The sequence below is a fragment of the Oscillospiraceae bacterium MB08-C2-2 genome (genome assembly GCA_035621215.1).
Classification (GTDB): Bacteria; Bacillota; Clostridia; order Oscillospirales; family Ruminococcaceae; genus WRAV01.
In genome coordinates this window covers 230,199-256,805 of record CP141729.1, presented here as the reverse complement: position 1 = coordinate 256,805, position 26,607 = coordinate 230,199, and the positions used below count along the sequence as shown (strand labels likewise).

22 protein-coding genes are annotated in these 26,607 nt (G+C 50.3%); 7 read left to right on the top strand and 15 right to left on the bottom strand.

Features of this window, described 5'->3' with window-relative positions; all coding sequences use genetic code 11:
* The first annotated feature begins 38 nt into the window (after nt 1–38).
* Nucleotides 39–845 carry a TPM domain-containing protein gene (locus U6B65_01060; GenBank protein ID WRS27747.1) on the top strand — a complete coding sequence of 269 codons (807 nt, stop codon included), beginning with the start codon at nt 39–41 and terminating at the stop codon, nt 843–845.
* 301 nt (nt 846–1,146) lie between these two features.
* Complete coding sequence (recG, locus tag U6B65_01055; GenBank protein WRS27746.1) at nt 1,147–3,192, top strand: ATP-dependent DNA helicase RecG; 2,046 nt, start codon at nt 1,147–1,149, stop codon at nt 3,190–3,192.
* 91 nt (nt 3,193–3,283) lie between these two features.
* Here recG and U6B65_01050 read toward each other — a convergent pair whose 3' ends face one another.
* A complete protein-coding gene (locus tag U6B65_01050) occupies nt 3,284–3,676 on the bottom strand; it encodes a hypothetical protein (GenBank protein ID WRS27745.1) in 393 nt (130 codons plus the stop codon).
* A 66-nt stretch (nt 3,677–3,742) separates the two neighbouring features.
* Nucleotides 3,743–5,254 (bottom strand): putative ABC transporter permease, encoded by a 1,512-nt coding sequence (locus tag U6B65_01045; protein ID WRS27744.1) that lies wholly within the window; start codon nt 5,252–5,254, stop codon nt 3,743–3,745.
* Between the two features lie 494 nt (nt 5,255–5,748).
* On the opposite strand from U6B65_01045, the gene U6B65_01040 reads away from it, so the two are divergent.
* A complete protein-coding gene (locus tag U6B65_01040; protein ID WRS27743.1) occupies nt 5,749–7,203 on the top strand; it encodes an L-fucose/L-arabinose isomerase family protein in 1,455 nt (484 codons plus the stop codon).
* 143 nt (nt 7,204–7,346) lie between these two features.
* Here the strand turns inward: U6B65_01040 and U6B65_01035 are convergent, their stop codons facing one another.
* Nucleotides 7,347–7,922 (bottom strand): XRE family transcriptional regulator, encoded by a 576-nt coding sequence (locus U6B65_01035; protein WRS27742.1) that lies wholly within the window; start codon nt 7,920–7,922, stop codon nt 7,347–7,349.
* Between the two features lie 221 nt (nt 7,923–8,143).
* Nucleotides 8,144–8,452 (bottom strand): late competence development ComFB family protein, encoded by a 309-nt coding sequence (locus tag U6B65_01030; protein WRS27741.1) that lies wholly within the window; start codon nt 8,450–8,452, stop codon nt 8,144–8,146.
* A gap of 473 nt (nt 8,453–8,925) precedes the next feature.
* Here U6B65_01030 and U6B65_01025 point away from each other — a divergent pair, with 473 nt between their 5' ends.
* From U6B65_01025 to U6B65_01015, 3 genes are all read left to right on the top strand, one after another.
* Nucleotides 8,926–11,568 (top strand): hypothetical protein, encoded by a 2,643-nt coding sequence (locus tag U6B65_01025; protein WRS27740.1) that lies wholly within the window; start codon nt 8,926–8,928, stop codon nt 11,566–11,568.
* A 225-nt stretch (nt 11,569–11,793) separates the two neighbouring features.
* Nucleotides 11,794–12,531, top strand: a complete 738-nt coding sequence (locus U6B65_01020) for a coenzyme F420-0:L-glutamate ligase (protein WRS27739.1) — start codon at nt 11,794–11,796, stop codon at nt 12,529–12,531.
* A gap of 977 nt (nt 12,532–13,508) precedes the next feature.
* The gene (locus tag U6B65_01015; protein ID WRS27738.1) at nt 13,509–14,375 is read left to right on the top strand and encodes a hypothetical protein; all 867 of its coding nucleotides are present in this window, start codon (nt 13,509–13,511) and stop codon (nt 14,373–14,375) included.
* A 253-nt stretch (nt 14,376–14,628) separates the two neighbouring features.
* Here U6B65_01015 and U6B65_01010 read toward each other — a convergent pair whose 3' ends face one another.
* Nucleotides 14,629–15,024, bottom strand: a complete 396-nt coding sequence (locus tag U6B65_01010; GenBank protein WRS27737.1) for a pyridoxamine 5'-phosphate oxidase family protein — start codon at nt 15,022–15,024, stop codon at nt 14,629–14,631.
* Nucleotides 15,025–15,136: 112 nt separating this feature from the next.
* Here U6B65_01010 and U6B65_01005 point away from each other — a divergent pair, with 112 nt between their 5' ends.
* On the top strand, nt 15,137–15,508 hold the full coding sequence (locus U6B65_01005) for a helix-turn-helix domain-containing protein (protein ID WRS27736.1): 372 nt from the start codon (nt 15,137–15,139) through the stop codon (nt 15,506–15,508).
* A gap of 25 nt (nt 15,509–15,533) precedes the next feature.
* Here U6B65_01005 and U6B65_01000 read toward each other — a convergent pair whose 3' ends face one another.
* The 10 genes from U6B65_01000 to thyX all read right to left on the bottom strand — a co-directional run bounded on the left by U6B65_01000 (nt 15,534) and on the right by thyX (nt 26,387).
* Nucleotides 15,534–17,066, bottom strand: coding sequence for an FGGY-family carbohydrate kinase (locus U6B65_01000; GenBank protein WRS27735.1), 1,533 nt, complete (start codon nt 17,064–17,066; stop codon nt 15,534–15,536).
* An 88-nt stretch (nt 17,067–17,154) separates the two neighbouring features.
* The gene (locus tag U6B65_00995; protein ID WRS27734.1) at nt 17,155–18,570 is read right to left on the bottom strand and encodes an SPFH domain-containing protein; all 1,416 of its coding nucleotides are present in this window, start codon (nt 18,568–18,570) and stop codon (nt 17,155–17,157) included.
* A gap of 248 nt (nt 18,571–18,818) precedes the next feature.
* Complete coding sequence (locus U6B65_00990) at nt 18,819–20,051, bottom strand: U32 family peptidase (GenBank protein WRS27733.1); 1,233 nt, start codon at nt 20,049–20,051, stop codon at nt 18,819–18,821.
* Nucleotides 20,048–21,331 (bottom strand): endolytic transglycosylase MltG, encoded by a 1,284-nt coding sequence (mltG, locus tag U6B65_00985; GenBank protein ID WRS27732.1) that lies wholly within the window; start codon nt 21,329–21,331, stop codon nt 20,048–20,050. Before mltG ends, U6B65_00990 begins: the two co-directional genes overlap by 4 nt.
* Nucleotides 21,332–21,706: 375 nt before the next feature.
* Nucleotides 21,707–22,279, bottom strand: coding sequence for a 5-formyltetrahydrofolate cyclo-ligase (locus U6B65_00980; GenBank protein ID WRS27731.1), 573 nt, complete (start codon nt 22,277–22,279; stop codon nt 21,707–21,709).
* Nucleotides 22,270–22,812: a DJ-1 family glyoxalase III gene (locus U6B65_00975; protein WRS27730.1), complete on the bottom strand. Its 543-nt coding sequence runs from the start codon at nt 22,810–22,812 to the stop codon at nt 22,270–22,272. Before U6B65_00975 ends, U6B65_00980 begins: the two co-directional genes overlap by 10 nt.
* A 28-nt stretch (nt 22,813–22,840) precedes the next feature.
* Nucleotides 22,841–23,704 carry a GNAT family N-acetyltransferase gene (locus U6B65_00970; protein WRS27729.1) on the bottom strand — a complete coding sequence of 288 codons (864 nt, stop codon included), beginning with the start codon at nt 23,702–23,704 and terminating at the stop codon, nt 22,841–22,843.
* Nucleotides 23,705–23,755: 51 nt separating this feature from the next.
* Nucleotides 23,756–24,667 (bottom strand): phosphatidylglycerol lysyltransferase domain-containing protein, encoded by a 912-nt coding sequence (locus U6B65_00965; GenBank protein ID WRS27728.1) that lies wholly within the window; start codon nt 24,665–24,667, stop codon nt 23,756–23,758.
* Nucleotides 24,668–24,928: 261 nt separating this feature from the next.
* On the bottom strand, nt 24,929–25,612 hold the full coding sequence (locus U6B65_00960; GenBank protein WRS27727.1) for a deoxynucleoside kinase: 684 nt from the start codon (nt 25,610–25,612) through the stop codon (nt 24,929–24,931).
* Entirely contained in the window at nt 25,605–26,387 is a 783-nt protein-coding gene (thyX, locus tag U6B65_00955) for an FAD-dependent thymidylate synthase (GenBank protein WRS27726.1), read from the bottom strand. Before thyX ends, U6B65_00960 begins: the two co-directional genes overlap by 8 nt.
* Nucleotides 26,388–26,607 lie beyond the last annotated feature (220 nt).

Genomic DNA, 26,607 nt, shown 5'->3' with positions numbered 1-26,607 from the left:
GGTATAGCCAAAACGGCTAAATACCAAATGGAGTGTTTATGAAGAGAAAAATTACAATACTGCTGAGCCTTGTGCTGGTGGCAGTGCTGCTTATGGGCGCCAGCCCACCTGCACCTTCCTCCGCGTTGTTTGTCAACGATTATGCCAATCTTTGCAGCACCGCCGACCAAGAGCAGATGCTGGCAATTGCCCGCCAGCTGGAAGCTCAAACCGGTGCACAGGTGGCCCTGCTCACTGTGGAAAGTCTGGATGGCTTGGATATTGAATCCTATTCCATCGGGGTTGTGGATGAGTGGAAGCTGGGCCAAAAAGGTAAGGATAACGGTGTGCTGATACTGGTTTCCATTGGGGATCAGGAATCACGCATTGAGGTGGGTAAAGGGCTTGAAGGTACCCTGACCGATATTCTCACCGGCCGTATTCAGGATGACTATATGCTCCCGCAGTTCCGGGAAGGGAATTACTCCACCGGCATTGTGGAGGGGTTTGAAGCCACCGCAGCCCTTGTTTATAAGCATTACGGCTTGGAAGTTCCAGAGGAAATCGGCACTGTAGTCACAGAGGAAAGCAGTTTTGGGCTGGGCAGCATCGGCATCTTTATTGCTATTCTTGTTATTTCCATTTTGCTGCAAAACGCCAATCGCCGCAGATTAATTCGTCTTGGCCGCTATGCCCCATATGTCCGCCCGCGACGCAATTTTGTTAAAACCTATCGGGATGATGACGATCATTTTGGCGGCTTTGGTGGTTTCGGTGGCGGAGGCTTCGGTGGTGGCGGGTTTGGCGGAGGTTCTTCTGGTGGCGGCGGCAGCTTTGGTGGCGGCGGCAGCTCCAGAAAGTGGTAATCTTTCCGAAAGCAATCTATCTGACAAATATATCATTGTCTACTCAACCGGTTTTCCTTCTGGGAAAGCCGGTTCTTTATTTTCAGGCTATTATCGGCGTGTTTTTACTGTAACCACAGGACAAGCCCGCCATTTTATGGTAAAATAGCCCCAAAGTGGTTATCGTTGTATAGGTTTAAATCGCGTTGCAGTTTTGAAGCTATATGAGTATATTTTACGTTTCACTCTTATGCCCAGCCTACGGTCATGGGCAATTATACACTGTATTTTGTTATATCCCGTTAGAGAAAGGGGGAACAGCATGCCGCCTCTTACCACTCAAACACCGGTGCAGTATCTAAAGGGTGTGGGAGAACGCCGGGCTGCTCTGTATCATAAGCTGGGTATCCACACTGCCGGGGAGCTGTTAGCCCATTACCCCCGCAGCTATCTGGATTTGACCAAGCTTCTGACCATAGAGGAAGCTCCTTTAGGGGAGCTTTGTGCCATTGTGGCCACCATCACCCACAAATCCGGTGAACAGCGCATTCGGGCAGGTTTTTCCCTCTTTAAGCTGACCGCGGAGGATTCCACCGGGCGCATCACCATCACCCTTTTTAACAACAAGTTTCTGGCCGAGGGGCTTCGCCTGGAAGGAGAATATATCTTTCTTGGCAAGCCGGGAGGCTCCTTTGTGAAAAAAGAGCTGCTCTCCCCGGAGGTATACAGCCTGTCTGAGGGGGGGAAGCTTCTGCCCGTTTACCCCCAAACGGCGGGGCTGAACTCTCGGTTTATCCGCAAGAATATTTCTCAAATTCTGGAGCAGATATCGGATTTCCCCGATATTTTACCGCCCGATATTCGCCGCCGCTATCAGCTGGGCGAAATTAACTATTGCCTGCGTAACATCCACTTCCCCGAAAATGAGCATGCGGCTTCGGTTGCACGCAAGCGGTTCATTTTTGAGGAGCTGCTGGTGCTTTCCCTGAGGTTGGGCAAGCTGTGCTGGGATAATCAGATTTCTCCTGTAGAACCCATGAAGCCCTATTCACTGGAGAAGTTCTATGAGGGCCTCCCCTTTTCCCCTACCGGTGCTCAGCGCCGCAGCGGGGAGGAAATCGCCGCCGATCTCCGTTCCGGTATTCCCATGAACCGCCTTTTACAGGGGGATGTAGGCTCAGGGAAAACCCTTGTGGCGGCCGCCGCTGTTTGGTATACCTTTCAAAACGGCGGGCAATCGGCCATGATGGCTCCCACCGAAATTTTAGCCAGCCAGCACTGGGCCACCATGACCCGCCTGCTTGAAGGCAGCGGCATCCAAGTGGCTTTGCTCACCGGCTCCACCAAGGCAAGCCAAAAGAAAGCGATTCTCGCAGGGATGGCCGAGGGCTCCATTCATTTATGTGTAGGCACCCACGCTTTGCTTTCTCAAGGGGTGGAGTTTCAAAATCTGCGGCTGGTGATTACCGATGAGCAGCATCGCTTTGGTGTCAACCAGCGGACACAGCTTGCGGGCAAAAGCCAGCAACCCCATGTGCTGGTCATGTCCGCCACACCCATTCCCCGCACCCTTTCCTTGATGATTTATGGTGATCTCAAGCTTTCGGTGTTGGACGAACTGCCGCCCGGGCGGCAGCCGGTGGAAACCTTTGTAATCGATTCCTCCAAGCGGGAGCGGGCGCTGCGCTTTATTAAAAAGCATCTGGACAGCGGCAGGCAGGCTTATATTGTCTGCCCTCTTATTGAGCAGGGGGAAGTGGATACCGGGCTGCGCCCTGCCGTGGAATATGCCAAGAGCCTTTCGGAGGGCATTTTTAAAGGCTACACGGTGGGGTTGCTCCACGGAAAGATGAAGCCTGCCGATAAAGAAAAAGCTATGTCCGCCTTTGAAAAGGGACAGCTCCAGCTTTTGGTTTCCACCACTGTGGTGGAGGTGGGTGTGGATGTCCCCAATGCCGCTATTATCCTGATTGAAAATGCGGAGCGCTTCGGCTTGAGCCAGCTGCATCAGCTCAGAGGCCGGGTAGGGCGTGGAAAGCACCAATCCTTCTGCATTCTTTGCTCCGACGCCAAGGGTGAAACTTCCCGCAAGCGCCTCGGCGTTATGAAGGAACACAGCGACGGCTTTGTGATTGCAGAATATGACCTGAAGCTTCGGGGGCCGGGTGACTTTTTCGGAAGCCGCCAGCATGGTCTCCCTGAGCTTCACATTGCCAGCCTTGCCGATGATATGGAGCTGCTTTCTCAGGCGCAGACCTGTGCAATCACCCTGCTGGAGCAAGACCCCGGACTTGCCCTAAAAGAGCACGCAGGCCTTGCCCAAAGCGTTCAGCGCTTGCTGGAGCGCGTGGGCCAGCAGCCCAACTGAAAATCCTGCAAAAAGCCCTGCGAATTCCTCCAACCAAGAATTCGCAGGGCTTTTTGTGCTATTTTCTGAGCTTTGCTTCGAGAAATATATGCTATACCTTCTTTACAAAAGCATGGCGGCATTTGGTGCAGGTAATGCTGATTTTGCCTTTTCCCCTAGGCACCCGGAGCTGCTGATGGCAGGCGGGGCACCGCAGATAGCGATGTGTTTTCCATTCCTTAACCATACGCAGGCGCAGCTTCCAGAAAGAGGCAACCTTTACCCACCAATTCAGGAACCGGTGATTTTCTGCCCGGCGCTTAACCGGATTATTGGAAAGCATCCTCACAATGCAGGCCGCTAAACACAGCCACGCCACCACAGATGCCCATAGCCAGCCAGAGAGCCGGTTCATGAGGATAAAGACACAGCCTGTAATAGCCAGTGCTACCGAAAGCTGATCGGATCCATACCTACTGGATAAAAACTGACGAATTTTACTCATAGTATTCAAGCTCCTTCTTAACGGTTTGCCGCAGAACAATTTAAGGCCAACTTTCAAAAAACACAGCTATTCTATTTCCACCCTGGACATATTGGGATAGACTTCTTCCAGCATAGAATCCGGATATTGCCGATCCAGAAAATGGCCCAGCCATGTATCCGCCGGTTGGCCGTAGAGCCGCTCAGTCCAACGATAAACCGCCAGCCCGGATAAAAGCATGTTGATGCTCAGGGCAACAGCCAGAATCGAGATCATAACCCGCCCCTGCCGCTTGGGAATTCGGTCAATAACGTGGGAAAGCCTTGGATAGATGGCTTTAATAAAAACAAGCCCCAATATTCCCCAGAAAAACATAAAGGTTATGCTGGTTCTTCCGCCAATGGAAAGATGATGGGAGGAATAATCCCACGAAACAGCGCCAAACATTTTCTCCTGCAGCCAGCTGCAAAGGTATTCGAAAGCGCCCCCGATCAAAGCACTTCCCATAAAGACCCACCGGTCATTCTTTTTGGCCAGAGGAGTCAGCAAAACAGCCATCAGCACCGCACCGAAGCCATACACCTGATTAAACGGCCCATAAAGCATACCCTGACGGCTTTCAATAACGCCGGTGGTCACAAGGCAATAAACCGTTTCAATAAAATAACCCAGCACACAGGCTACCACAAAAACCCAAGTCAGCCTGTAAACGTTCAGCTCCCGGGTAAACACCGAGGCACCCTGCCGTGCCTTCCGGCGCAATATACGGCGCAGACCGCCGCCAGCGGCAGTTTTCTCCTTATGATGCTCCCAGCTTTGGCGCAGGCTTTCTGCTGTTCTGCCCAAACCGCTGACTGTCATATAGGGGAATGCATTGACAAACCGCCGGCTCTGAATGTGTCCCCAGCCAATTAAATCTTCAAGCTGTCCCTGAATCTTGGCCAGGGTTTTGTTTTCCGGCTCCTTTTGCAGCAGCTTATAAAGCTGGGCAACGCTGGCTGCTAAATCCCGCCGGTTATACCAGGTATGTGAAATATCGTGAAGTTCCAGCCCGGCAAAGTATTCCCGCAGCTTTTTCATACTCTGAGAAAGCCCCAGCAATCCATTGAGGGTGACCAGCAAATCCCATAGAAATACCACAACCACCAGCGAAGCCACAACCCTTTGGATGTCGCTGGGTATTTTCCCAATGAGTCCGCTTGCCAAAGGATGCAGCAAATAGACAGCTGCAAGACCCATTCCGCCAAAAAGCAGCGAATTCAGCAGGCAGATACGGCCCCGCAGGTTAAAGCGCATATGGGAATAATCCCACCAGCGTATCTGAAACATTTCCTCCATCAGCCAGCTGGTGAAGTACTCCAAAATACTGGCCGCCACCATGGCCGCCGCAAAAACCAATGGAGGCCACGGTGCAAAAGGTTGTGTAACGGCTAAAATGATCACACCGCCCACACCATAAATGGGGCAATAAGGGCCATTTAAAAAGCCCCTGTTGATAAATTTGCGCTGACCCACCGAACAATATATGGTTTCGCAAATCCAACCTATAACACTGTAGGCCGCCAGATACAGCACCAATTGGGAAAAGCTGAATTCCACCAAATTCCCCCTTATGTTGATAAAATGTTAGAATTAGGCACACAAAGTCTCAAAAGCCATGCCGTTATCTTTATAGTTGAATAACGTTTTGGGTTTTACCCGATAATTGAAAACCTTTTTGGTTTTCAATCTATTTGAGTATATATTATACATCGTCCGTGTAGATTTGCCAACAGCTTGTGTGTAGAGGGGATAATTTTCATCTACCCCCTGTTTTATATAATGCCTGTCGAACAATAAACGCATTTGTTCAGTGGACATTGTATCGGTGAATTCTTTATGCACAAACAAGTTTTTTCATTTTCAAAAAGACTTCCAAATTTTGGTAATCCACTTTGGGTAATACGCTAAAATAACAATAAATCTAAGTTTTACTATATTAATCTATTGTTTTAGACTTGAATTTACTATACACTGGAAAAAAAGGAGTTTTATCATATCTTGATATTGTTCCTTAAACTAAAAGATTAACAATACATAAGGGGAGGATACCAATGAAACGAGACCGAATTAAAATCGGGTTTGCTCCGACAAAACGCGATATCTTCAACCATCCAGAAACCTTTGAGCTGCGTGAAACCATTCTGCAGCAAATTAGCGGATGGCTGCAGGATGTTGTTGAAATCGTGGATATTGACGATGTAACCCAGCAGGGCCTGCTGGAAACCGAAGATGGCGCCATTGCAGTGACAGAGAAGTTTCGCCGTGAAGGTGTGGATGGTCTCTTTGTGCCGCACTGCAACTTCGGCAGTGAATCCAGCATTGTATATGTGGCATCCCGCTTGAATGTACCGGTGCTGGTATGGGGCCCGCAGGATAACGACCCTTCCACCCCTATCGATTTTAAAATATCCTCCGTTGGTCGGGCCCGTGATACCCAATGCGGGCTGTTCGCCACCGGCAAAGCGCTGCGGCGTGTCAACGTTCCTTTCACCTATCTGCCAAACGCCCCTTTGGAAAGCGATGTGCTGGAGCGGGGTTATAAAGCCTTTGTGAGTGTTTGTGCCACAGTCAAAGCTTTCAAGGAAACCAAAATTCTCCAGATCGGCACCCGCCCAGAAGCCTTCTGGACGGTAATCTGCAACGAAGGTGAGCTGCTGGAACGGTTCGGCATCCGGGTATTCCCCATTACTCTGGTGGAACTGCAGCAAGCAAGCCAAGAACTCAAAGAGACTGCTCCGGATGAAATTGCCGAAACGGTTTCCCTTATAAGCAAGCTTACCACACCGGTGGGGGTAAATGATGACGATCTTGTAAACATGGCGGCCTATTATCTGGCTTTGCAGGCTCTTTGCAGCAAATACCACTGCAACGCTGTAGCCACCAGCTGCTGGGATGCTTTTCAGGCGGCTATGGGAATTTCGGCCTGCGCTGTTAACGGCTATGTGGGCCAAACCGGCATCCCGGTCGTTTGCGAGATGGATATTCACGGTGCCATCAGCTCCCGCCTGATGCAGGCCGCTGGGCTTTATACCGACCCTGTTTTCTTTGCCGATCTGACCATTCGCCACCCGACCAATCCCAATGCTGAGCTTCTTTGGCACTGCGGCAATTTCCCGCCCTGTATGGCCAAGGACCCCGCTGCCTGTACCGTACGCAACATTCCGGCCGCTACTCCCTCCCCGGGCAAAAGCTATTTTGAACTGCGCACAGACGAAGACATGACCATTTGCCGCTTTGACGGCGATCATGGCGAGTATAGCCTGTTGATGGGGCAGGGGAAAAGCGTGGAAGGCCCCGCCACCACCGGAACCTACAGCTGGTTTGAGGTGAACGATTGGGTTGCGTGGGAAGAAAAGCTGGTCTACGGGCCTTATGTCCATCATACGGCAGGTACATACGGCAAGCTGTCTCCCATTCTTCATGAGACCTGCAAATACATCGGTGTCACACCCGACCCCACCGATCCCGATACTGCCGGGATTCAAAACTTTTGGCGGGGCCGTTAATACCCTGCAATAAAATTTTCTAAAAAAGACCATGCCTGCCTTTTGACCGGGCAGACATGGTCTTCGCATCCACAGAAGCGAACAACTGGTACAGTGGGGTGTGACCACCACTATACCAGTTGTTCATTTATACTCATTAAACCTTACTTAGTTACCAACTGATAAGCACTCTCTTCAAGAGAGTAGGCCTTGGGATCGCTGATCACCCAAAGGAAGGTACACTCCCCGGCCCCATGCTTACGGATTTTGTGAGGAGTATTGGGTGCTATATAAGCACAATCCCCTTCCTCCAATATGTACTGCTCGCCGCCAAATTCAATTTCCAAGGAACCCTTCTGAACAATCAGCATTTCATCCTCAAAATGCCCCCAAAGGATTTCTTCATCGGAATTATCTGCATCAATGATCACGCTCATTCCCCGCATGGAATGACGGCCCGCTGTGAGAAGCTGATACCGGATGCTGGAATTGGGGACAAACAACTCCTGCCGCTGATCACGCCGAACCACGGTTTCGCCGCTGGTTTGGCTGATAATATCCACTACATTTACCTGCAAAGCATCACAAATCTGCTGAAGATTGATCAGTGTCGGGTTGGTCAAATCTCGTTCCAAATTACTAAGATAACCCACGGAAAGGCCTGTAAAATTGGCCAGATCCTGTAATGTCATTTTCCGCTGCTTGCGGATTTTCTTAATTTTTGCCCCAACTGCTGACATAATAAATCCCCTCTCCTTCAAGACACCTGCACAAAATTTGCTCTGCTTAAAGTACTGTTTTTTAGTATGGTATAAATCTTCCTCTAAAATATACCAATAAACCGTGGGATTGTCAACTGTATTCCTATAAAAATATATGAATTATTTTCATCAAAATGACAGTAAAAATCGCAGAACCTTCACAAAGGCCTGCGCCAAGCGATATCTAAGCAATTTCCTTATCAGTGTTTGGGGAAATTTTTCACGATACGAATAGCGTCCATAACCACAACGGTCATTTCAACCCGATTGCCGTGATTCATTTCGGGAACCTTTGCCAGCAGCGCCCCCTCCCGGGTGGTGACGAAATGTGTGTATTGGCGGTTAAAAACCAAGGCGCACACATCCAAAAAGCATTTCTCACAACGGCACATTTCTGTTTTATCCATAAACTGCCTGACCATTGTTTTTACAATATCGTCGTATGCATTAATCAGAACATATTTCGAATGGGGATTTTCCATATTGCTTTCTATAGCGGTATTGTTCATATCACCCGACATCCCTTCTCTATTATATAATAAGGTATAAGCAAGAAATACAATGCGGGATATCACAGAGATTCTCGCAGTAAACGGCACCTCACGCAATACCCACAGGAAATTATTTTTGTTTCTCTTTGGCACAATTCAAGTAATCATATTCTAGCATTTTCAGATGACCTTTACAATACGAAAAAAAAACTGTTTTTGAGTGCACTTTCCGCATCAATTCGAGATCATTTGCAGGATTTTTCCAGAATTTTATGATAGAATAAATTAACCAGTGTAGAAAGTTGCAGGCACAAGTATTTTCCATTCTCCTTGAAATCACAAAAGGTATGTGTTATAATTATGATAGTACAGTTGATACTCTCACACAAGAACAGGCAGCTGCGCCCGCTAATTGAGTTCAGACATTTTATCAACCGGTCAGCCTGCCTTTCCATCAATGAATGATCCGACTTTAAAGGAGGTACATCAAAATGAAACGTGTTCTTTCACTTATGCTGGCTGTGGTTCTGGTTTTTGGACTTGCCCGGCTGCCTGTTAGTGCAGCTCCGGTTCTTTCCGCTGGAACAGGCACCCCCTTTTCTGCCAATGTTGCAGGAACACCCAGCACTTATTCCTTTGCTACAGCTGGAGTAGCCACTTTGACCCCCGGGCAAACCTATACCATTCCACTGGGCGCCAGCGCTTTTAACACGCCGGCTAACGACATTACTCAGGCCGATCTGCTTAATGCTTCTGCAACACCTGCCTTTATTAATGCAGGTGTTGCAGATCAACAGACTCTTGGCAGTGTTTTTTCTGGTATCACCTTCACACTGGAAAATCCCGGTGCTGCCAATGCCAGAGTGCTGGCTCATTTAACTGTATCGCAGGAAATTGCCACTGCCCGAAACTTTTCTATTCCTATTAAGCTGGCGATTACCAATACAGAAGGTGTTGTCACCAGTGCTACACCTCTCCAGTATCTAACCGGAAATGTAGCCGCTAACCCTAACCTGATGACTGGTTTTCAAACCAACATCTCCCCTGCCCCTGCTTCAATTAAGCAGGGCGAGAGTTTCCGCATGGCGCTGGCCAACAGCCACTTTACCTTTGTGGGAACCCCCGCTCAAGCTCTGACCTATGCCACCCTCAATGGAACATACGGCATCACCGCTTCCACTTCAGCTGCCGGTTTTACTGCCTCCATTGAGCCAAACACCACCAACCTGCTGATTACCGCTGCTGCCAATGCGGCTGTTGGTTCCACCACTGTGCAGGTCACTCTGCGGGGCAGCAAATCGGCTATGAACGGGGAAACCGTTACCATTAACTTCCCGGTTACAGTCACCGTTTCTAACCCTGACCTGATGACCGGGTTTAAATCCAACATTTCTCCCGCTGCTTCTTCGGTTAAGCAGGGCGAGAGCTTCCGCATGGCGCTGACCAACAGCCACTTTACCTTTGCGGGAACCCCCACCCAAGCTTTGACCTATGCCACCCTCAATGGAACATACGGCATCACTGCTTCCACCTCCGCTTCCGGCTTTACCGCCTCCATTGAACCCAACACCACCAACCTTTTGGTTACCGCCAGTGCGAGTGCGGCTGTGGGTTCCACCACTGTACCGGTCACTCTCCAGGGCAGTAAGTCTTCTATGAATGGCCAAACTGTCACCATTAACTTACCAGTAACGGTCTCGGCTTCTGTGCCTTCTACACCGCCCACCATTACCGGCGTCACCGCAGGCGCCAGCTTACAGCGTACCGATGGTTTAGGTAATAACCTTGCCATTGGCGATGTCATGACCTTTCTTTTGCCTGCCAATTTCTTTCAGTGGTCGGCCGGTACCGGCGATAAGGTAGTCACCTATGCCATGATCCAGCCTTACCTTAAAGGAATCAACAGCGCAGATTTCGATGTTTCTGTCTCTCCAGGCAGTTCCTCTGTGAGCAGAGCGGCTTCATCCAGTGACGGTTCCGCTGTCTTGAGACTAACCGCTAAAAGAGCCCTTTTCGCCGCCAACAGAAGCCTCTATTTCCAGTCTGGCTCTGTCACCAGCAATACTTACAACATGAACAATCTGACTGTCAGCAACCCTGTTCCAGTCAGCGGCAACAAGATCACAGGTATCAGCTCCGGAGCTTGGTTGGGCAACGTGGTAACCCGTAACGACAGTGCTCTTGGTTCAGGTGAAACGCTGGATGATCTGGAGGTTCGCCCGGGGGATTATATCATCTTTGATTTTGATTCTAACTTCTTTGAATGGAAAAACGGCAAGCCTTCCCCGGCCGTATCGGTAACCGAATCCATGCTGCGCAATGGCAAGATTACCGCCCGTTCCACCAAAAGAACCGGCTCCGACCTCATTAACAGTGTTGAAGTTGATTCCAAAAACGGCAAGTCCTTTGTTCGGGTTAAGTTTGCGAAGGACTTGGCTATTACCTCCGACCGCAAATTCTCACTCACTGTTTATCTTTCTGTGGATGGCCGTCGCCACACAGAATCTGAGGTAACTCTTTCTGGTACGGTTTCCAATGAGCTTATCGAGCTTTTTGAAGGCGATGATTATGTGGATTTATCCGAAGGTCAAATCGCCAAAGCCAATGCTTATCTGAAGGATATTCAGATCTATGCAGGTCATAATATTTCCTTCCACACCAAAATGTACAACGGCCGCAAGTACGCCGCTAAGGTAACTTCTGATTTGACCAGTGCCGATGAAAAAATGCTCAACAAATACGATAACATTGTTGCAATTTATAATGTGGTTCAGGTCAACCTGAGCAGTGCCTCCACCAAAACCTCCTTTGATATGGATGAAAAGCTGTATGTCTATAATGAGCAGGGTGACTATCTGGGAACCACTAAGGATAAGGTCAAATTCTCCTCCAAATATTATCTGACAGATAAAAAAGTCTCCTTGAAAACACCTTCTTCCTCTTCCTCGCAGGACCCTAATGTTGAAGAAAGCTCCTCAAGCAGCACCGCATCCGGTAACGGAAACAGTTCCAGCTCGGGTTCCGGTTCAAGCTCTGGTTCCTCCGGCAATGGCTCGGGTTCTTCCAACCCAGGCTCTGAATCCGCCACCAACAACCCAAACCTGAATCCTTCCAACGGAAGAGTAGTCCGATAAACCTTTCTTGTATCCGCTTTCCCCGCCCTTGAAAAAGGGCGGGGATTATTTTGCCAAGGATATGGGCGGGTAGTTCTTGTAGTGAATGTCCGAAAGTGATATACTAGATTAAATTGCCGATTTCACCAAAATCTTGCCTATCAGGCTTATTTTAAACGTAATTGGTATAATCTGGGGCATTCGGCCCCAAAATAGCGTATGGATAAAAAAGGAGCGGTTCAAGCAATGGAAAAAGCCAACGAGGGAAAAGGGCTGCTGATCGAAGTAGACGGCCGGCAATATGCCCGTATTCCTTTAAAAACACACATTATCACGGATCGGGATACCTTGACCCAAGTGGCCTCCCAATACATTGCTCCAGTAGCAAAGCCCGGTGATATTGCCTTTATCTCAGAAAAGGCAGTCGCCTGCACCCAAAAGCGGGCCATTCCCATGAAGGACATTAAACCCAGCTGGCTGGCACGCACTCTCTGTCGCTTTGTCTATAAAAACCCTTACGGAATTGGCCTGAGTATTCCCGAGACCATGGAAATGGCTCTGCGTGAATGCGGTGTAATCCGAATCCTCTTTGCGGCCTTCATTTCAGTTATCGGAAAGCTGATTGGCAAGCGGGGCTGGTTTTATCAAATTGCCGGTGACAAGGCACGTTCCATCGATGGCCCCTGCGACTGCACAATCCCCCCTTATAACGATTATGTCGTCCTTGGCCCTACTAACCCCGATGAGGCTGCTAAAGAGGCTTCTAAAGGCTGTGGGTGCCCTGTAGCTGTTGTTGATATCAATGATTTGGGTGGTAACATTCTGGGCATCTCTCATTCGGATATGGATAAGAGCTGGCTGGTTCGTATTTTGAAGGATAACCCTTTGGGACAGTCGGACGAGCAGACACCTATCGGTATTATCCGCTTGTGGGAAGAACCCAAAGAGGAAGTGCCAGCCGAAGAATCCGCTGTGGAAGAATAGACTTTCAGCTTTAGATTCTTCGGAAAACAAAACCCAATACAGAAGTATTCAATATAGCGGACTATACCAAGACAAGGCTCCCATCTTTTGCACAAAAGGAAATGGGAGCCTTGTCTTAAGTTTATTGATCGCAAAAGCCTTAAAGCAAGCCGGATTATACCTATCTCCATCGAAAATGACAGCCTCAAAATCATTCGAAGCTGTCATTTTGGAGGATTTTAAAGCTGCGGCACTGTGCCTCGCTGCTCTTATGCAACCTTGAAAACCGCGCTGATCTTAGCGTGACAAGCTCTTGCCATTGTATTCAAAAGGCACTCATATCGCAATGGCACATCTACTCAAACTCGAGGGATCCCTCAGAAAACTTTCTTAAATTAAAGCAAATACCGACTATTTTAAAGCGAAATTCACCTTTTTTCCAATTTTTTTAATGGATTTCTGTTATGTCGACAGCGAGCGACAATTTTTTTGATCAAAATATTCTATATTTACCAATATAATACAGTATTAATGCTTCTTTCGCTTTTGTTGCACAACAAATTACAAAGAAATGCTCAAAAAATCGAGCAAAGACCCAAGAAGTTTCTCCCGTAGGGGAATGATAAAGTACATAGACAAACCGTAATCTCTGCTAGGACAAGTATGCGGATTTTGTCCCTTTTGTTATGCCCAAAGCGAAAAAGCATTTATATTTCCAACAGCTCTGTCTCCTTAGAAAGACGCAAAAGCATTTTTCTGCGGCTTTAAAAAGGCTTCAAAGCTGCTTGCCGGATGCGTTTAAAGCAGGTTTAAGATATTCTTCGGTTTATTTTAAATTCACGGCTCATACCGTGATCCGCTTCCCTTGAGCAGAGGCTGCTTGTCGTTCGCAGTCAGCCCTCCTTCTGTTTCAAACAGTAAGGTGCAAGTTAAACTGGGCTGACAACATAAGTGCTCTATAACGATCAAAAGAAAACAACAGGATGAGGTATTTAGTCATGCACATTTTTGTCAGCACTGCTATGTACGATTATGAGACCACTCTGGAAGCCATGGAATTGGTGGAATCGGTTATCTCCCAATACGATGGCCGGGTGGGAATGGATATTCCCCTACTTGTCCACTCACCAGAATATCAAAGAATGCTCCAACAAAAAATTCCCGATTTACGCCCCTACCCCATTTCAGTCAAAAGCCCCTATCTGGGCTCAGAGATCATCGCCCCAAAGGGAACCACTGAACACCATAAGCTGATAAAAAACTGTACATACGCTTTCTTTATGGCTCGGATGCTGGGCAGCCCCACCCTGACACTGCGGACCCAAGATCAAATCGTGTCGCCGGATAGCCAACAAAGTCTGAACCCCAATGTTTTTGAGAATCTGGAAGCCCTCTCCTATCTGGGCCGCCAATGCAACATAACCCTGAATATTGAAAATGCAGGAGGCAATTCCGAATGCTGCCCCATGTTTAATGCGGATGACTTTATCGAGCTGTTTGAAAACTTTCCTGAAATCGACTGTGTGTTGGATATTGAACGATGTATAAAAGAAAAATGGAACTTGCCTCACATAGTTTCAACTCTGGAAGATTGCATTGTAGCCTACCGCTTATGTAATTTAGGAAACCCAGAAGATCCATTTGCTCTTTCCGGCCGGAATCTGGAACAGTTTTTCAATCTTTACCGTATTTATACCCCGGATGCCAGCCTGATTCTGGAATACGACTATAAACCCGGATGCACCAGCCTCGATTTGCGGCACAGCATTGAAACTCTTATACAAGGCATCGGGCGTATTCCCGATCCGATCTCGCCCTTTCGCAATGCACACGCCGGAATGCGGTGGGCATTGCAAAAAGTATAAAGCCGCTAGGCTTTCACAGCAAGGATTCAAACTTCAATTGCTGTATCTCAACTATACCTCATATACCCGGCTTTAAGACCGGAATTGTTGTAAGTGAATTAACTATATTTGAGTATTGTTTCTGCGGCCAAGCCCGCAGAATTTTTTTTGCCCGTGAGGAGCATTAGCCGCAATGGCCAATGCTATGGAACCACAAAAGCGAGGCGAAGCGTCACGCTCCCCCTCGCTTAATCGTGTGCATCCCTCGATTGGACTAAAAACGGTATTCTTCGGGCTCACCTGCAAAAGTGCAGATGGTCGCAGTGGCGTTTTGCAAATAGAGAACTTCCATCAGCTGATCGTCGGCGCTGTACATACGGCTGAGTGTTTCTTCATTATCCGCCAGCATAGCTGCACGCACCTCCCGGCGGGAATCGTGAATGGCCTCTGCCTCAAGGCGTATCCACTGGCCTCCGGCCATACCGCTGATCTCCACTTTTGGGTTCTTCTGCATTTGGGCAAAAACCTTTTTCTGATTATTGGTTACAATATAAAGCTTGCCTTCAAAGGCACATACAGCCCCAAAGGGACGGACACGGGGCTGATTACCCTCGTTTGTTGCCAAATAAAATGTGCCGCATTTTTTCAAAAACTCCAGTGTTTCTTCCAAAGAAATTCTCCTTTTCACAACCTTATTTGCATGATATAATTCAATTATATCGCATACAGATATAAACGCAACTACGTTTTTTTAAGATACCAGTATCGGAAAGGATACCGTAATGTCATCGATAAAAAAAGAATTGTTTGGATTATGCCCTTACCTAACCTCGCAAAAGGTACTGACTGGAAAGTGGTCTTTGTATATCCTATATATCCTCTCAAAGGGACCTATCCGCTTCAACGAGCTGCAGCGGCAGATGCCCGTGGAAATGACCCACACAACCCTTTCCCGGCAATTAAAGGCTCTGGAATCGGACAGCCTGATCATACGCCGGGAATATTCCCAGATTCCCCCCAAGGTGGAGTATCTTTTGAGCGATGTGGGCGAAAAGTTCCAAGTTGTATTGGATGCACTGGGCCAGTGGGGAAGCGAGTATATTTCACATCTGAGCGCCTGCAAGGAGCAAGCGGCCGAGGAACAGCAAGGTTGACACAAGGCTAGAGAATATTTTCTGGCTAAGCCTCAAAAGAGGAAAGCTGCTCGAAAACGCCGCGCAGCCCTTGATAGCTTTGGCGAAAGAGCGGAAACAGCTTTTCATAGGCCCTCACCAATGCCGGATCGGGAGAAACAGTCTGCCAGCGGGCAAAGCGATGTGCCTGCTTGAAATCACTATACAAGCCAATGCCCACCCCGGCCAAAATAGCCGCTCCAAAGGAATCTGCCGTGCCGGGGCGGCTGAAATGTTCCAGCGGCATTCCAAATACCCCCGCCATAATTTGCAGCCACTGCGCTTCTGTGCAGGCATTGCCCACCACCCGCATGGCGTGGATAGCCGTATCCTGCCGTACTTTTTCCAGCAGTCCGTTCAGGTGGAAGGTAATGCCTTCCAATGCCGCCCGCAGCATATCCTCCCGGGTATGCTCTACCCGCAGCCCCACATAGGCTCCACGGGCAAAGGAATCGGCCATTCCTGCCGTATTTCCCAACAGGTAGGGTAGATACAGCATCCCCCCTGCACCGGGCTCAGAGGCCCTCACCAGCTCTTCCATGCCCGTGTAGGGATAAATGTTCTTGTAGGTATATACATTGGTATCCCCTGTGAAAGCAGGGTCATACTGGAAGATACGGTTTTTCAGCCATTTAAAGACTGTGCCCAGCTCCTGCACCGAAGCCAACGGGCACAGCAGACCGGGAACCGCATGAGCAAGATTATCAAAGCCTTCGGCCTTTAAAGGCGATCCGCTGGCCATACTGATCCATGAGGAGGAGCCGGCGGAAAGATAAGCTTGCCCCTCCTCCACGCAGCCCGCCCCCACAGCGGCACAGGCAAAATCCTGCCCGCCCAGCACCACCGGTGTACCAGCCAATAAGCCGGTTTCAGTGGCGGCCTGTGGGGTAATTCCCCCCACCACATGAGTGGAGGGAAACACCTCGGGAAGCTTGGCCCTATCCAGCCCCAACGCCTCTACCAGCTCCCGAGACCAATCGAACTTCCCAATATCAAAGCCGCCTGTACAGCTGGCATCGGAATAATCGGTGACAAACCGGCCGGTCATTTTCAGCATCAGATAATCCTTGCATTGGAGCATTTTGTAGGTCTTTGCATAAATCTCCGGCTCCTTCTCCCGTATCCACGCCAGCTTACGCAGGCTGTTTTCCGGCTTATTGCGCCCACCGGTGATGTTTCGTATGGCCAGCGCATCGTACCGCCCGGCCAGAGAATCCTCTATCTCGCCGGAGCGCCGATCTGACCAAGTGATGGCCGGGCGCAAAGGGTTTCCTTCCCGGTCAACGCACAGGCACACCATTGTTTGAGCGGTAAAGCTGACTGCACACACATGGGAAGGGTCAAGGCCCTCCAAAACAGCCCGGGTGTTGGAGCAGGTGGATTCCCACCAACTCTCGGCCGATTGTTCAGCCCACCCATCCTGTAGAAAGTTCACAGTCAGCGGGTACTCGACACACCGGATCAGCTCCCCTTCGGTTGTAAAAAGAGAAGTTTTGTTTACAGAGGTTACAATGTCGTAAACCAGCAGATATTTGCTCATAGGACGGCTCCTTTGCTGTCTGGGTTTAGATATAACTTCACCCCCACCGGCATGGTGAGGGTGAAGCGGCAAGTCATAAAGGCTTATATTATAGGGTTTCTTCTTTGGTCTCTTCAAAGTTCAGGGGGGATTTTCCCTGTAAATTCTTGTTCAGGAACTTGGAAAGCACCTCTTTGATGTCCATGCCGGTGGCATCGGTCAGCCCATCGATAATCTGATTGGAGGAATTCATCACATCCCGGATCATTCGAGTGGAATTGCCATCCCCGTACATCACAATCTTCTCGGTCTGAGCAAGAGGCATGGCGGCGTTTTTAACCACCTCAGGCAGAGCCTGCAAATACATTTCCATCATAGAAGCTTCGCCCATAAGCCGCATCGCCTCCGCCTTCTGGCGAATTGCCTCGGCCTCGGCAAGACCTACCGCCTGAATACCCACGGCCTCCTGCTCTTTAGCAAAGCGGTCGGCAGAGGCCTGTGCTTTTTGAGCCTCAGCCTCCTGCAAAACCTCGTAGTTTTTAGCTTCTGCATCCTTCTGGCGAATATAGAGATCAGCCTGTGCCTTTTGCTCCAAAGCATAACGCTCGGCATCTGCACGCTTGCGAACCTCTGCATCCAGCTCACGTTCGTTGAACTCAACCTGCCGCTCCTGCAAGAGAACCTCTCGTTCCTTACGGGCAATGTCTGCATTGGCAGAGGCAACCTCTATAATTTTACGCTGCTCCTGCTTTTGGATATCATAAGCCGCATCGGCCTCAGCCTGGCGGGTATCCGCTTCCAGCTTGAGAGCCGCCTGCTTGATGAGCAGATCGTTGTTCTGCTTAGCAATTTTAGCCTCAGCCTCGGTGCGGGCCAAGTTGGCCTCCTCCTTGGCATTGGAGGTGGCAATGGCGATATCCCGCTCACCTCTGGCCCGGGCAACGGCCGCATCCTTTTTGATCTGCACCACGTTATCCATACCCAAATCTTCAATGACCTTGTTCTGGTCAACAAAGTTCTGGATAGTCAGGTTCACGATTTCAAGGCCCATTTTCCGCATATCGCCCATGGCATTTTCCTGCACCATAGTGGCGAACTTATCCCGGTTCTGCACCAGCTCGGAAAGCTTCATCTGGCCCACGATCTCACGCATATTGCCTTCCAGAACCTGCTGGGCCACGTTGGCAATATCCTCTTTTTTGCGGCCAAGGAAGTTCTGGCTGGCCAGACGGATGGATTCCAAATCAGAGGAAACCTTGATATTGGCAACACCATCCACAAAAATGTTTATGTATTCTGCGGTGGGCACAGCGGAATTGGTTTTAATATCCACCTGCATCAGGTTGAGGGGAATCTTATCCAAACGCTCCAAAAAAGGAATTCGAATGCTTGAACGTCCCACAATAATTTTAGAATGCTTACGCAGACCAGAAATGATAAAAGCGGTATCTGGCGGCGCTTTTACATATCCCAGCAGTGCGATAACAACCACAGCCGCCGCTATGATGAACCCAATAAGCTCCATATGCCATACTCCTTCTGTAATCGCCGCAATTTCACATATGTGATGGCAACAACTACAATTATTATACTAGACATTTGTTAAAAACGCAATGCTTTTAATAGCTGCTGAAAGCGCATATACAGGCAATGCCGCCTAATTCCCGGCAATGTATCCACGCTGCCCCCGGTTGCGTCGCTTTTCTTACTGGCTTGCGGAAATGCAAATAAATTGAAAAGCGGGCCCCCGGCAATGCCGCTGAGCCCGCAAGATTATTCTTCTTCCCGCCGGATGCGCAGCAGCGAACCGGGCGCAAAGGGCTGGGCACTGGGGATTTTCACCAGCATATGAGGATGACGAGCGGTCTCGATAACCTGCCCCTCCTCATCTGTGATGGCAGTGATCTCAAGCCGGACAGGCGGCTTCATCGGCTGCATAACCTCCACCGTTTCTCCCTGAGAGAAGCGGTTTTTTTCACGGCAAAGCAGTTCTCCGTCCTGCCAGCCCTCCACCACAGCCACTACCTCCCAATCCCGGACATAGCCACCGCTTTTCAGGTATTGATTGGGGGGCTGATCGGGAAAGAAAAAGCCGGTGCAATACTGCCGGTGGCTCACCTTTCGGGTTTCTTCCACCAGCCATGCAGGAGGATTATAGTTGTCGGGGTCTTTTGCCAGCAAATCCATGGCCTGCCGGTAAGCGCCGGTCACCACCGCCACATAATAAGCCGATTTAGCCCGGCCTTCGATCTTAAAGCTGGTAATACCCGCTCTTTGCAGTTTATCCAGATGCTCCAGCATACACATATCCTGTGCGTTGAGAATATAGGTGCCTTTTTCATCCTCGTAAATAGGGAACGGCTGGTTCAGGCGTTTTTCCTCCACAAGATGATAACCCCAACGGCAGGGCTGGGCGCACTCACCTCGGTTGGCATCCCGGCCCACCAGATACTGAGAAAGCATACACCGCCCTGAAAAGGAAACACACATGGCTCCATGAACAAAAGCTTCCAGCTCCAGCTCCGGGGGGGTACGATCCCGCAGAAAGGCAATTTCATCAAGAGAAAGCTCCCGGGCCAAAACCACACGGGAGGCACCCAAGTGATAGAGCTCGGTGGCAGTGAAATGGTTCACCACCCCCATCTGCGTTGAAATATGCACAGCCAGCTCCGGCGCTTCCCGGCGGGCCATCATCAGAACACCGATATCCGCCACAATCAGAGCGTCCACGCCCGCACGGGAGGCATTTCGGATAAACTCCGGCAAGTGCTCCGCTTCCTCACCTCTGGGCAGGGTGTTGCAGGTCAGATAAACCTTCACACCCTGCCTGTGGCACCGCTCCACAGCCGCCGCAAGCTGGGTCTGATCAAAATTCTGCGGGCCTGCCCGCATACCAAAAGACTTGCCGCCCAGATAAACTGCATCTGCGCCAAAGAGGAGGGCAGCCTCCAGACGCTCCTGATCACCTGCGGGGGCCAACAGTTCAGGAAGGCTAACCCGGCTCATTCTTCGTCTCCCACACCGGTGCCGTGAGCACCGATGCCGGCGGTTCTTACATTTTTGTAGTGCTCCTCTGGCGTTGCGGCGTAGTAGTATTTGCCTTCCTTATCCGTAACAAAGAAGTTATAGTCGGTATCGGCAGGATACAACACCGATTCAATGGCTTCCAGACCGGGGTTGCAGATAGCACCCACCGGCAATCCGGAGGCTTTATAGGTGTTGTAGGCATCATACATATCCTGATTCAGCTTATCCTGATAGGGTTTGATGAAATCTTCCACATAATGGATGGTAACATCGGATTCTAAGCGGGGATAGGTTTGGGAATTATCCAGGCGATTGAGGAATACCGAAGCAACCCGCTCCATTTCCTCGGCAACGCCTGCTTCCTTCTGTACAATGGAGGCCAAGGTGATGGTTTCATCCAGAGACATATTCATATCCTGCATCTTAGCCAGCATCTTTTCGCTGATTTTGGCTTCAAAGTTATCCAAGAACTTTTTCGCAACCGAAGATACCTTTTCTCCTTCAAAGAAATCATAGGTATCTGGGAAAACATAGCCCTCCATCCGGTGGAAGCGAAGGCCGCTGGAAGGAATCATATCCACAAACTCATAGCTCAGCTCGGCAGTATCCAGATAATCCAGAAACTCCTTTGCTTCACAGATTTTGTTTTCTTCCAAACGTTTGGCAATCTCCCGAAGGGTCATGCCCTCATAAAAGGTGATACGAACCTCAACCTTTTTGATGTTTCCATTGATAAGCGCCAAGCGGATCTCTTGATAGCCCATATTGCAGTTAAAAATATAGGTACCGGGCAAAAAGGCTCCATCCTCTGCCTTTAAGTTGGAATAAACCTGGAAGGCAAGAGACTGGGTGATCACACCGGTTTCTTTCAGCAGCTTGGTCACCTGGGAAATGGTGGCATTTTTGGGCACCACAATTTCGACCTGACGATCCTCCTGATTCAGCCCGGCAAAATCACTGGCCACCTGTATAGCAAAAAAGGCCATAAACAGGCAGAACCCCAAGGTAATCAGCACCATGACAATGGCTCGGAACCAGCGGTTGCCGCCCTCTGGCGGACGCTGGGGCTTTTCCTTTTTTGGAGCGCTCTCCCGGCGGGGAGGCTGCTGCCTTTGAGGGGAAGGGCCAGATCCACCGGCAGAAGTCGGCCTCCTTACAGGCTGAGAAGATACCGGGCGCCGGGGTGGTTCACCCGGAATATCCCGATAGGGATTGGTGGGTCGGCGGGGTATGTTGCTGTAATCATCCATGCCAGGCATATTGTTCCTCCGAAGCTGAAATTATCAATTTATTTTAGGTGAACCGCCAAAGTATCCCACCCGGAAAGCGATACAGCCTGTACGGGGAGAATAGCCAAGCAGTATCGCTTTTCCAAAGCGATTCCGGCAATTCACTGGGTATGCTTTATCCACATAATATAAAGTAACTTAGAGAAAAAGGAGTGAATCGTGCATGTTCGGTAATTGCGGTTGTAATAGCTGTTGCAATACCGGTTTTGGTGGTGGAAATTGCTGCTGCATTATCCTTATCATTCTTGTCATCATCTGCTGCTGTGGCTGCTAGTCTTTCTTTTAATACATCACCGTATAAGAGCCCGATATAAGCCCCTGTCCCAGGGGCTTGCTCTTTACCCTTCAGCGGACAGGCCCAGCCTCGGTAAGCAGGCGATTACAGGGCAGATCATAAGCATCCCGGGGCAGCTTCTCTACCAGCAAGCAGGAATAAACAAGGCCCGCCGAAACACCGGTATACCCCGCCAGAAAACGATCGTAATACCCACCCCCATAGCCCAAACGAAAGCCCTGACAGTCGAAGGCCAGCCCCGGCACAATGCACAGGCTTTTTTCAAACCTTTCTACTGGGCGGCTAACAGCAGGATTGGGCTGGAGAATGCCAAAAGGTCCGGGTTCCAGTCCCTGCTCCAAGGAATCGATAAAATAGAATTCCATGCGGCGGGTGCCGGGTACGCAATAAGGAGCCGCAATCTGCTTGCCCTGCTCCAGTGCGGCGGTCAGCAAAGGGAGTGTACCAATTTCGGAGCCTGTGGAAAGGGTGCAAAGCAGGCTTTGTGCCTCAAGAAACTCGGGCAAGGCCAGCAAATGTTTCAGCAGGGCCGCATCCAATTCCGCTTTGTGTTTAGGCTCCAGACCATCCCGCAGTGTACGGAATCGGCGGCGAAGAACAGCTTTTTCCCCGCTTATCGGCATTGGAGAGATGCCCTCAATGCCCCAGCCCGTTCAGAGCCAAGGAGACACTCCACCAGCTCAAGGCCGAAATCCACCGCCACACCGGCGCCCCGAGCGGTTACAAGTTTGCTATCACGCTCCACAAAGGAGCCGGTAAAAATGGCATCCTCACCCAACTGGGTTTCAAAGCCGGGGAAACAAGTAACCCGCTTGCCCGCCAGCAGGCCCATATGCCCCAGAATGGAGGGTGCGGCACAAATAGCGGCCAACCAAAGGTTTTGCTCTACGGCATACTGAATAAAGGTGGTGACAATCTGAGATTTTTCCAAATTCAGGGTTCCCGGCATGCCCCCCGGCAAAACCACCATTTCCAAATCCTTGGTATCGGCATCCAAGGCGGTCATGTCACAGGTAACTGTAATGCCGTGGCTGCCGGTGATTTCCCGGCCACCTACCCCAACCGAACGCACATCCAGTTCGGCCCGGCGCAGAATATCCAGCACAGCCAGTCCCTCTATTTCTTCAAATCCATGTGCGAAAAAGATAGTAATCATGAGGGGCCTCCTCTTTTATTAATCCTGCTTAGTCCATAATATGGGCGATATAAGGGGCCTTTCCCCAAGCCCCTTGGGCCACGCTTTTCGCAGTTTCATCATACCACCTGACCATAGCATATGGCAAGAGTCTATTTTCGCCCGGTATTGGCTCTCCCGGCCAAAGGCGGAGGGAATATTCCCTTGCACCGTATTGCCTATGCAAAGCTGTCATAGCCTGATCCAGCGTCCTCCACGGTAAAACCAGCTCCTTGATTTCCACCCGCTCCCCCACAGGGTAGCAGACCGCAAAACCCTCACCGCCGATTTCCAAGGCCTCCCCACCCAGCATCCGGCATTCTTCAAGAATGTAGGCAAGGTATTCCGCCCCCCAATCCACAAAAAAGCGGCTGGAAGCAAAATGGCGGCGGCGCAGCTCCAACATGCGCCCCACCGAAAGAGGAACCAAAGCGGCCCCGGGCTGTTCCTGCCAGCTGCCGGGGCGCAAAGTAAGAACGGTTGTTTCAAAAGCGGTGGAATACCCCCGCTTACCATAAAAATCGAACAGGCTGTCTGTCGCAGGGGCCAGCATGGAAAGGGCAAAACCCTTTTGGATAAGATGGCTGTGAGCTGCCTCCATGAGAGTGGTGCTCAATCCCTTTCCCTGATGGTCAGGGTGTGTGGCCACCGCAAAAATATAAGCAGCTTTATAGCTTTTGCCCTCCGCACGCACCGGAACCGAACGCATGGTCAGCATGGCGGCTGGTTCGCCTTCTTCTAAGGCCACCAGCACTTCCTCCGGGCGGAACATCCGCTGAAAATAGAAATCCACATAATCCGGGCTATCGCCGAAGCAGGCGACCCAGATGCTTTTCAGAGCGGGCTCCATGCTGGAATCAGCCAGCGTGATCATTGGTCATTCCCCCTTGCGGCAAGCATGCTAAACGTTTTTGCAGATCAAATCTTATGGGTTTTCCGGATAATCTTCCTTGAGGATGGCGGCGTATTTCTCCACCATCATCACCGGACGGTAACTAAGCTTTGCCTTGCGCAGGCCCTCCTGCCCCGAATCATCCTCCCGGTTGATATAAAGGTAATCCTGGCAGTTGGTTTCAGCAAATTTCTGATTTATGATAGCATATGCTCCCTGCACATCGCTGAACGCTTTCTCAATGTGCACCAGATAGGTATCGGAATTGAGCCGCTCGCCCATGGAAAAGGCCACAACCCGGCCGCCGGCACGAATCAGCCCGCCCTGCATATCCAGAGAGAAATAATGATCCAGCGCCTGATGAACCGCACGGGTCTCATCCCGCAGGTGGGGCTCTTCACTGCATCCGTGGCGCATGCACCATTCCCGGCTCATAGCGACACAATCAGGGAGATTATCCGGCGTGATCGGCTCGTAGCTCCAATCCGGGTTATCCGCGATAAAACGGTTGATGTGGTTGCGCTTGCCATGGAGCTTTTTGCCTGCCAGTGTAATCAGGCTCTGGGCGTCGTATACATAGTCAAAGTAATTATCCAAGGAGAAAAACTCAAATTTTCCGGGATAAAGAGTCTCCAGCACCTTGACCTGCTCGGCCAGCACCGTATGGAATTTAAAGGTATGCCCATTTTGTCGGGCGTCCTCCATCAGAGCATCAATAACTGGCTTGACATCGCCGCAGCCCGGTGGGTAAAGATAAGAAGCCGTATCGTGCCGGATGGATTTATACAGAAGATAATCGTTCATGCGGGCGACCCGGCTATTAAAGATTCCCCGCCAAATAAAAGAAAAAGTAAAGTTATATTCCTCGGAATTATAATTGGCTTTGCCAAAAAGTTCCTGCATCCAGTCTTTATCAGCCAGTGAAATTTCTTTGAAATCGATCATAACGGTGGAAAAATCCTTTCATTTTCTGCCCTGCCAAAAGAAAACGGCCAAGGCAGTCATTACTGTCTGAGGGTGTAAACAAAAGTCTACACCCTTTATGGGGAACATCCAATACCCCCCATATTCTCCCCCGGATTGCGCCGCTCCGGAGCAAAAATCGGGATTCCTGCGTCGAAATCAATTCGACTGCGGAAGAATTACGCACCAAAACCATGAGGTCTTTAAGCTAAAGGTGGTTATGTCTACAGTCTGAGGCAGTCATTACTGTCTGTCGAGCACTTTATTCTCCAGAAAGGCCAGTATCCTTTCCTGAATCATGCCGGGAGAAAAAGGCTGTGCTCCATCGTCGCAGGGAATGACCTGCCATCCCAGCTGCTGAGCGGCAAACAGTGCGGCACCCCGGCTTTTTTCCAGATAAGCCGCATTGCGCTCGTGGATATCCCGGCGGCTCTCATCGCCACCATAGCGCTTTTCTAAAAGCAGGCGGGAAACAGCCGGGCACATATCCAAATACAAAACCAAATCAGGCCGGGGCAGGCCCAGCCTTTTATATTCATATTCCTCCATCCAGCTCAGATATTCCTCCCACTGCTCACGAGGCAGGCGGGACATCTGATGAGCGGCGTTGGAGGTAACATACCGGTCAGCCAAAACAGTTCGGCCTGCCAGATAATCCTTTTGCCAATCGGTGGCATAGCTGATGTAGCGGTCGGCGGCATAAAAGCTGGAAGCGGCATAAACATTGACCTGCTCCAGACTGCCGATCTCCCCGGCCAGATACATCTGCACCAACGTGGAGGATTTGTGCTGATAATCGGGGAAAGAAATCTTGCGGCAGGCAAAGCCTCTTGCGGTCAGGCTTTCCTGCAGCAGCTGCGTTTGGGTGGCTTTGCCACTCCCATCCAGCCCCTCTATCACAAGCAATCGGCCGAGCCGTTCATTCACCGCGAATCCGCTCCTTCATCTCTTTATACTGCTGGCGCACCTGGATAATTTTGCCGCAGGTCATTTTCCCCTCAGCGCAGGGGCCGCCGGCACAAGGCGGGCCGGCATTGCCAAAAAGAGTGGGTGCCCGCTCGTAAACCAGCTCCAGCATCTGGTTGGCCACCTCCCGGATCTCCCACTGGGCCCGGTTGCAGCAGCGGTGACGGAAAAAATTCAGCAGACCCCGGGCGTTCATGGTGACCACCATTTTGGTTTCGCAGGCATTGGGAAGCACAAAGCGGGCATCCTCAATGGCCAGCTTTTCCGCTTTGCGTGCGGCGGATTTTTCATCCTCCCCTTCTGCGATCAAACGGGCTGTATGGGCTGCCTTGAGCTTTTCGGCAATGGCCTTGTAGCTGGCCTGTGCCGCCTCCATCGCCTGCTCAAACAGCTCCTGTGCAGCCGGAACAGCCGCAATTTCCGGCGGCGTAATATATTCCATATCCGTTTCCCGCACATACCGCTGGCTCTGAACGCTGTAAGAAGCGATCCGGTGCCGGGTGATCTGCGCCAGCAGTGACCGTGAAACCCCTTCGATGGCAAAAGTAAAGCTCACATGCTCCATGGGGCTTTCATGGCCCAGCTGAGCCAGCATTTCCACAAAGCTTTGGGTTTTTTCCGGGGTCAGATTCTCCAGCAGAGTATCCACCGAGCTGGCACTGTAGCAAAGCTTGGCCGCAGCTGCAACAATCTTTTCCGGATTTTCGGTATGGCTGATTAAGGTAACCTTTGGCATTCCAATCCTATCCTTTTCTATATGGGATTCATTGGTTGCTGACGATCGGCAGCTGCTGCATCGCCGAGCAGCCTGTCCCCTTTCGGGTTCGGCACAAGGCGCACTTTCGTGCGCCTCAAATGCCGGTGGGTGAGCATATTTGGTTATGATAAATTAGTGAGGTGAGGTGGAAAACCTGCCTGCCCTGTGCAAAGGCCGCAGGTCAGAGTCAGGCTCTGGT

Coding starts and splice junctions, on each gene's coding strand:
- U6B65_01060 (WRS27747.1), top strand. CDS start 39: ATGAAGAGAAAAATTACAATACTGCTGAGCCTTGTGCTGGTGGCAGTG.
- recG (WRS27746.1), top strand. CDS start 1,147: ATGCCGCCTCTTACCACTCAAACACCGGTGCAGTATCTAAAGGGTGTG.
- U6B65_00980 (WRS27731.1), bottom strand. CDS start 22,279: ATGCCGATAAGCGGGGAAAAAGCTGTTCTTCGCCGCCGATTCCGTACA.
- U6B65_01005 (WRS27736.1), top strand. CDS start 15,137: ATGTCATCGATAAAAAAAGAATTGTTTGGATTATGCCCTTACCTAACC.
- mltG (WRS27732.1), bottom strand. CDS start 21,331: ATGCCTGGCATGGATGATTACAGCAACATACCCCGCCGACCCACCAAT.
- U6B65_01015 (WRS27738.1), top strand. CDS start 13,509: ATGCACATTTTTGTCAGCACTGCTATGTACGATTATGAGACCACTCTG.
- U6B65_00975 (WRS27730.1), bottom strand. CDS start 22,812: ATGATTACTATCTTTTTCGCACATGGATTTGAAGAAATAGAGGGACTG.
- U6B65_01040 (WRS27743.1), top strand. CDS start 5,749: ATGAAACGAGACCGAATTAAAATCGGGTTTGCTCCGACAAAACGCGAT.
- U6B65_01050 (WRS27745.1), bottom strand. CDS start 3,676: ATGAGTAAAATTCGTCAGTTTTTATCCAGTAGGTATGGATCCGATCAG.
- U6B65_01035 (WRS27742.1), bottom strand. CDS start 7,922: ATGTCAGCAGTTGGGGCAAAAATTAAGAAAATCCGCAAGCAGCGGAAA.
- U6B65_01025 (WRS27740.1), top strand. CDS start 8,926: ATGAAACGTGTTCTTTCACTTATGCTGGCTGTGGTTCTGGTTTTTGGA.
- U6B65_01000 (WRS27735.1), bottom strand. CDS start 17,066: ATGAGCAAATATCTGCTGGTTTACGACATTGTAACCTCTGTAAACAAA.
- U6B65_00990 (WRS27733.1), bottom strand. CDS start 20,051: ATGAGCCGGGTTAGCCTTCCTGAACTGTTGGCCCCCGCAGGTGATCAG.
- U6B65_01030 (WRS27741.1), bottom strand. CDS start 8,452: ATGAACAATACCGCTATAGAAAGCAATATGGAAAATCCCCATTCGAAA.
- thyX (WRS27726.1), bottom strand. CDS start 26,387: ATGCCAAAGGTTACCTTAATCAGCCATACCGAAAATCCGGAAAAGATT.
- U6B65_00995 (WRS27734.1), bottom strand. CDS start 18,570: ATGGAGCTTATTGGGTTCATCATAGCGGCGGCTGTGGTTGTTATCGCA.
- U6B65_00965 (WRS27728.1), bottom strand. CDS start 24,667: ATGATCGATTTCAAAGAAATTTCACTGGCTGATAAAGACTGGATGCAG.
- U6B65_01020 (WRS27739.1), top strand. CDS start 11,794: ATGGAAAAAGCCAACGAGGGAAAAGGGCTGCTGATCGAAGTAGACGGC.
- U6B65_00970 (WRS27729.1), bottom strand. CDS start 23,704: ATGATCACGCTGGCTGATTCCAGCATGGAGCCCGCTCTGAAAAGCATC.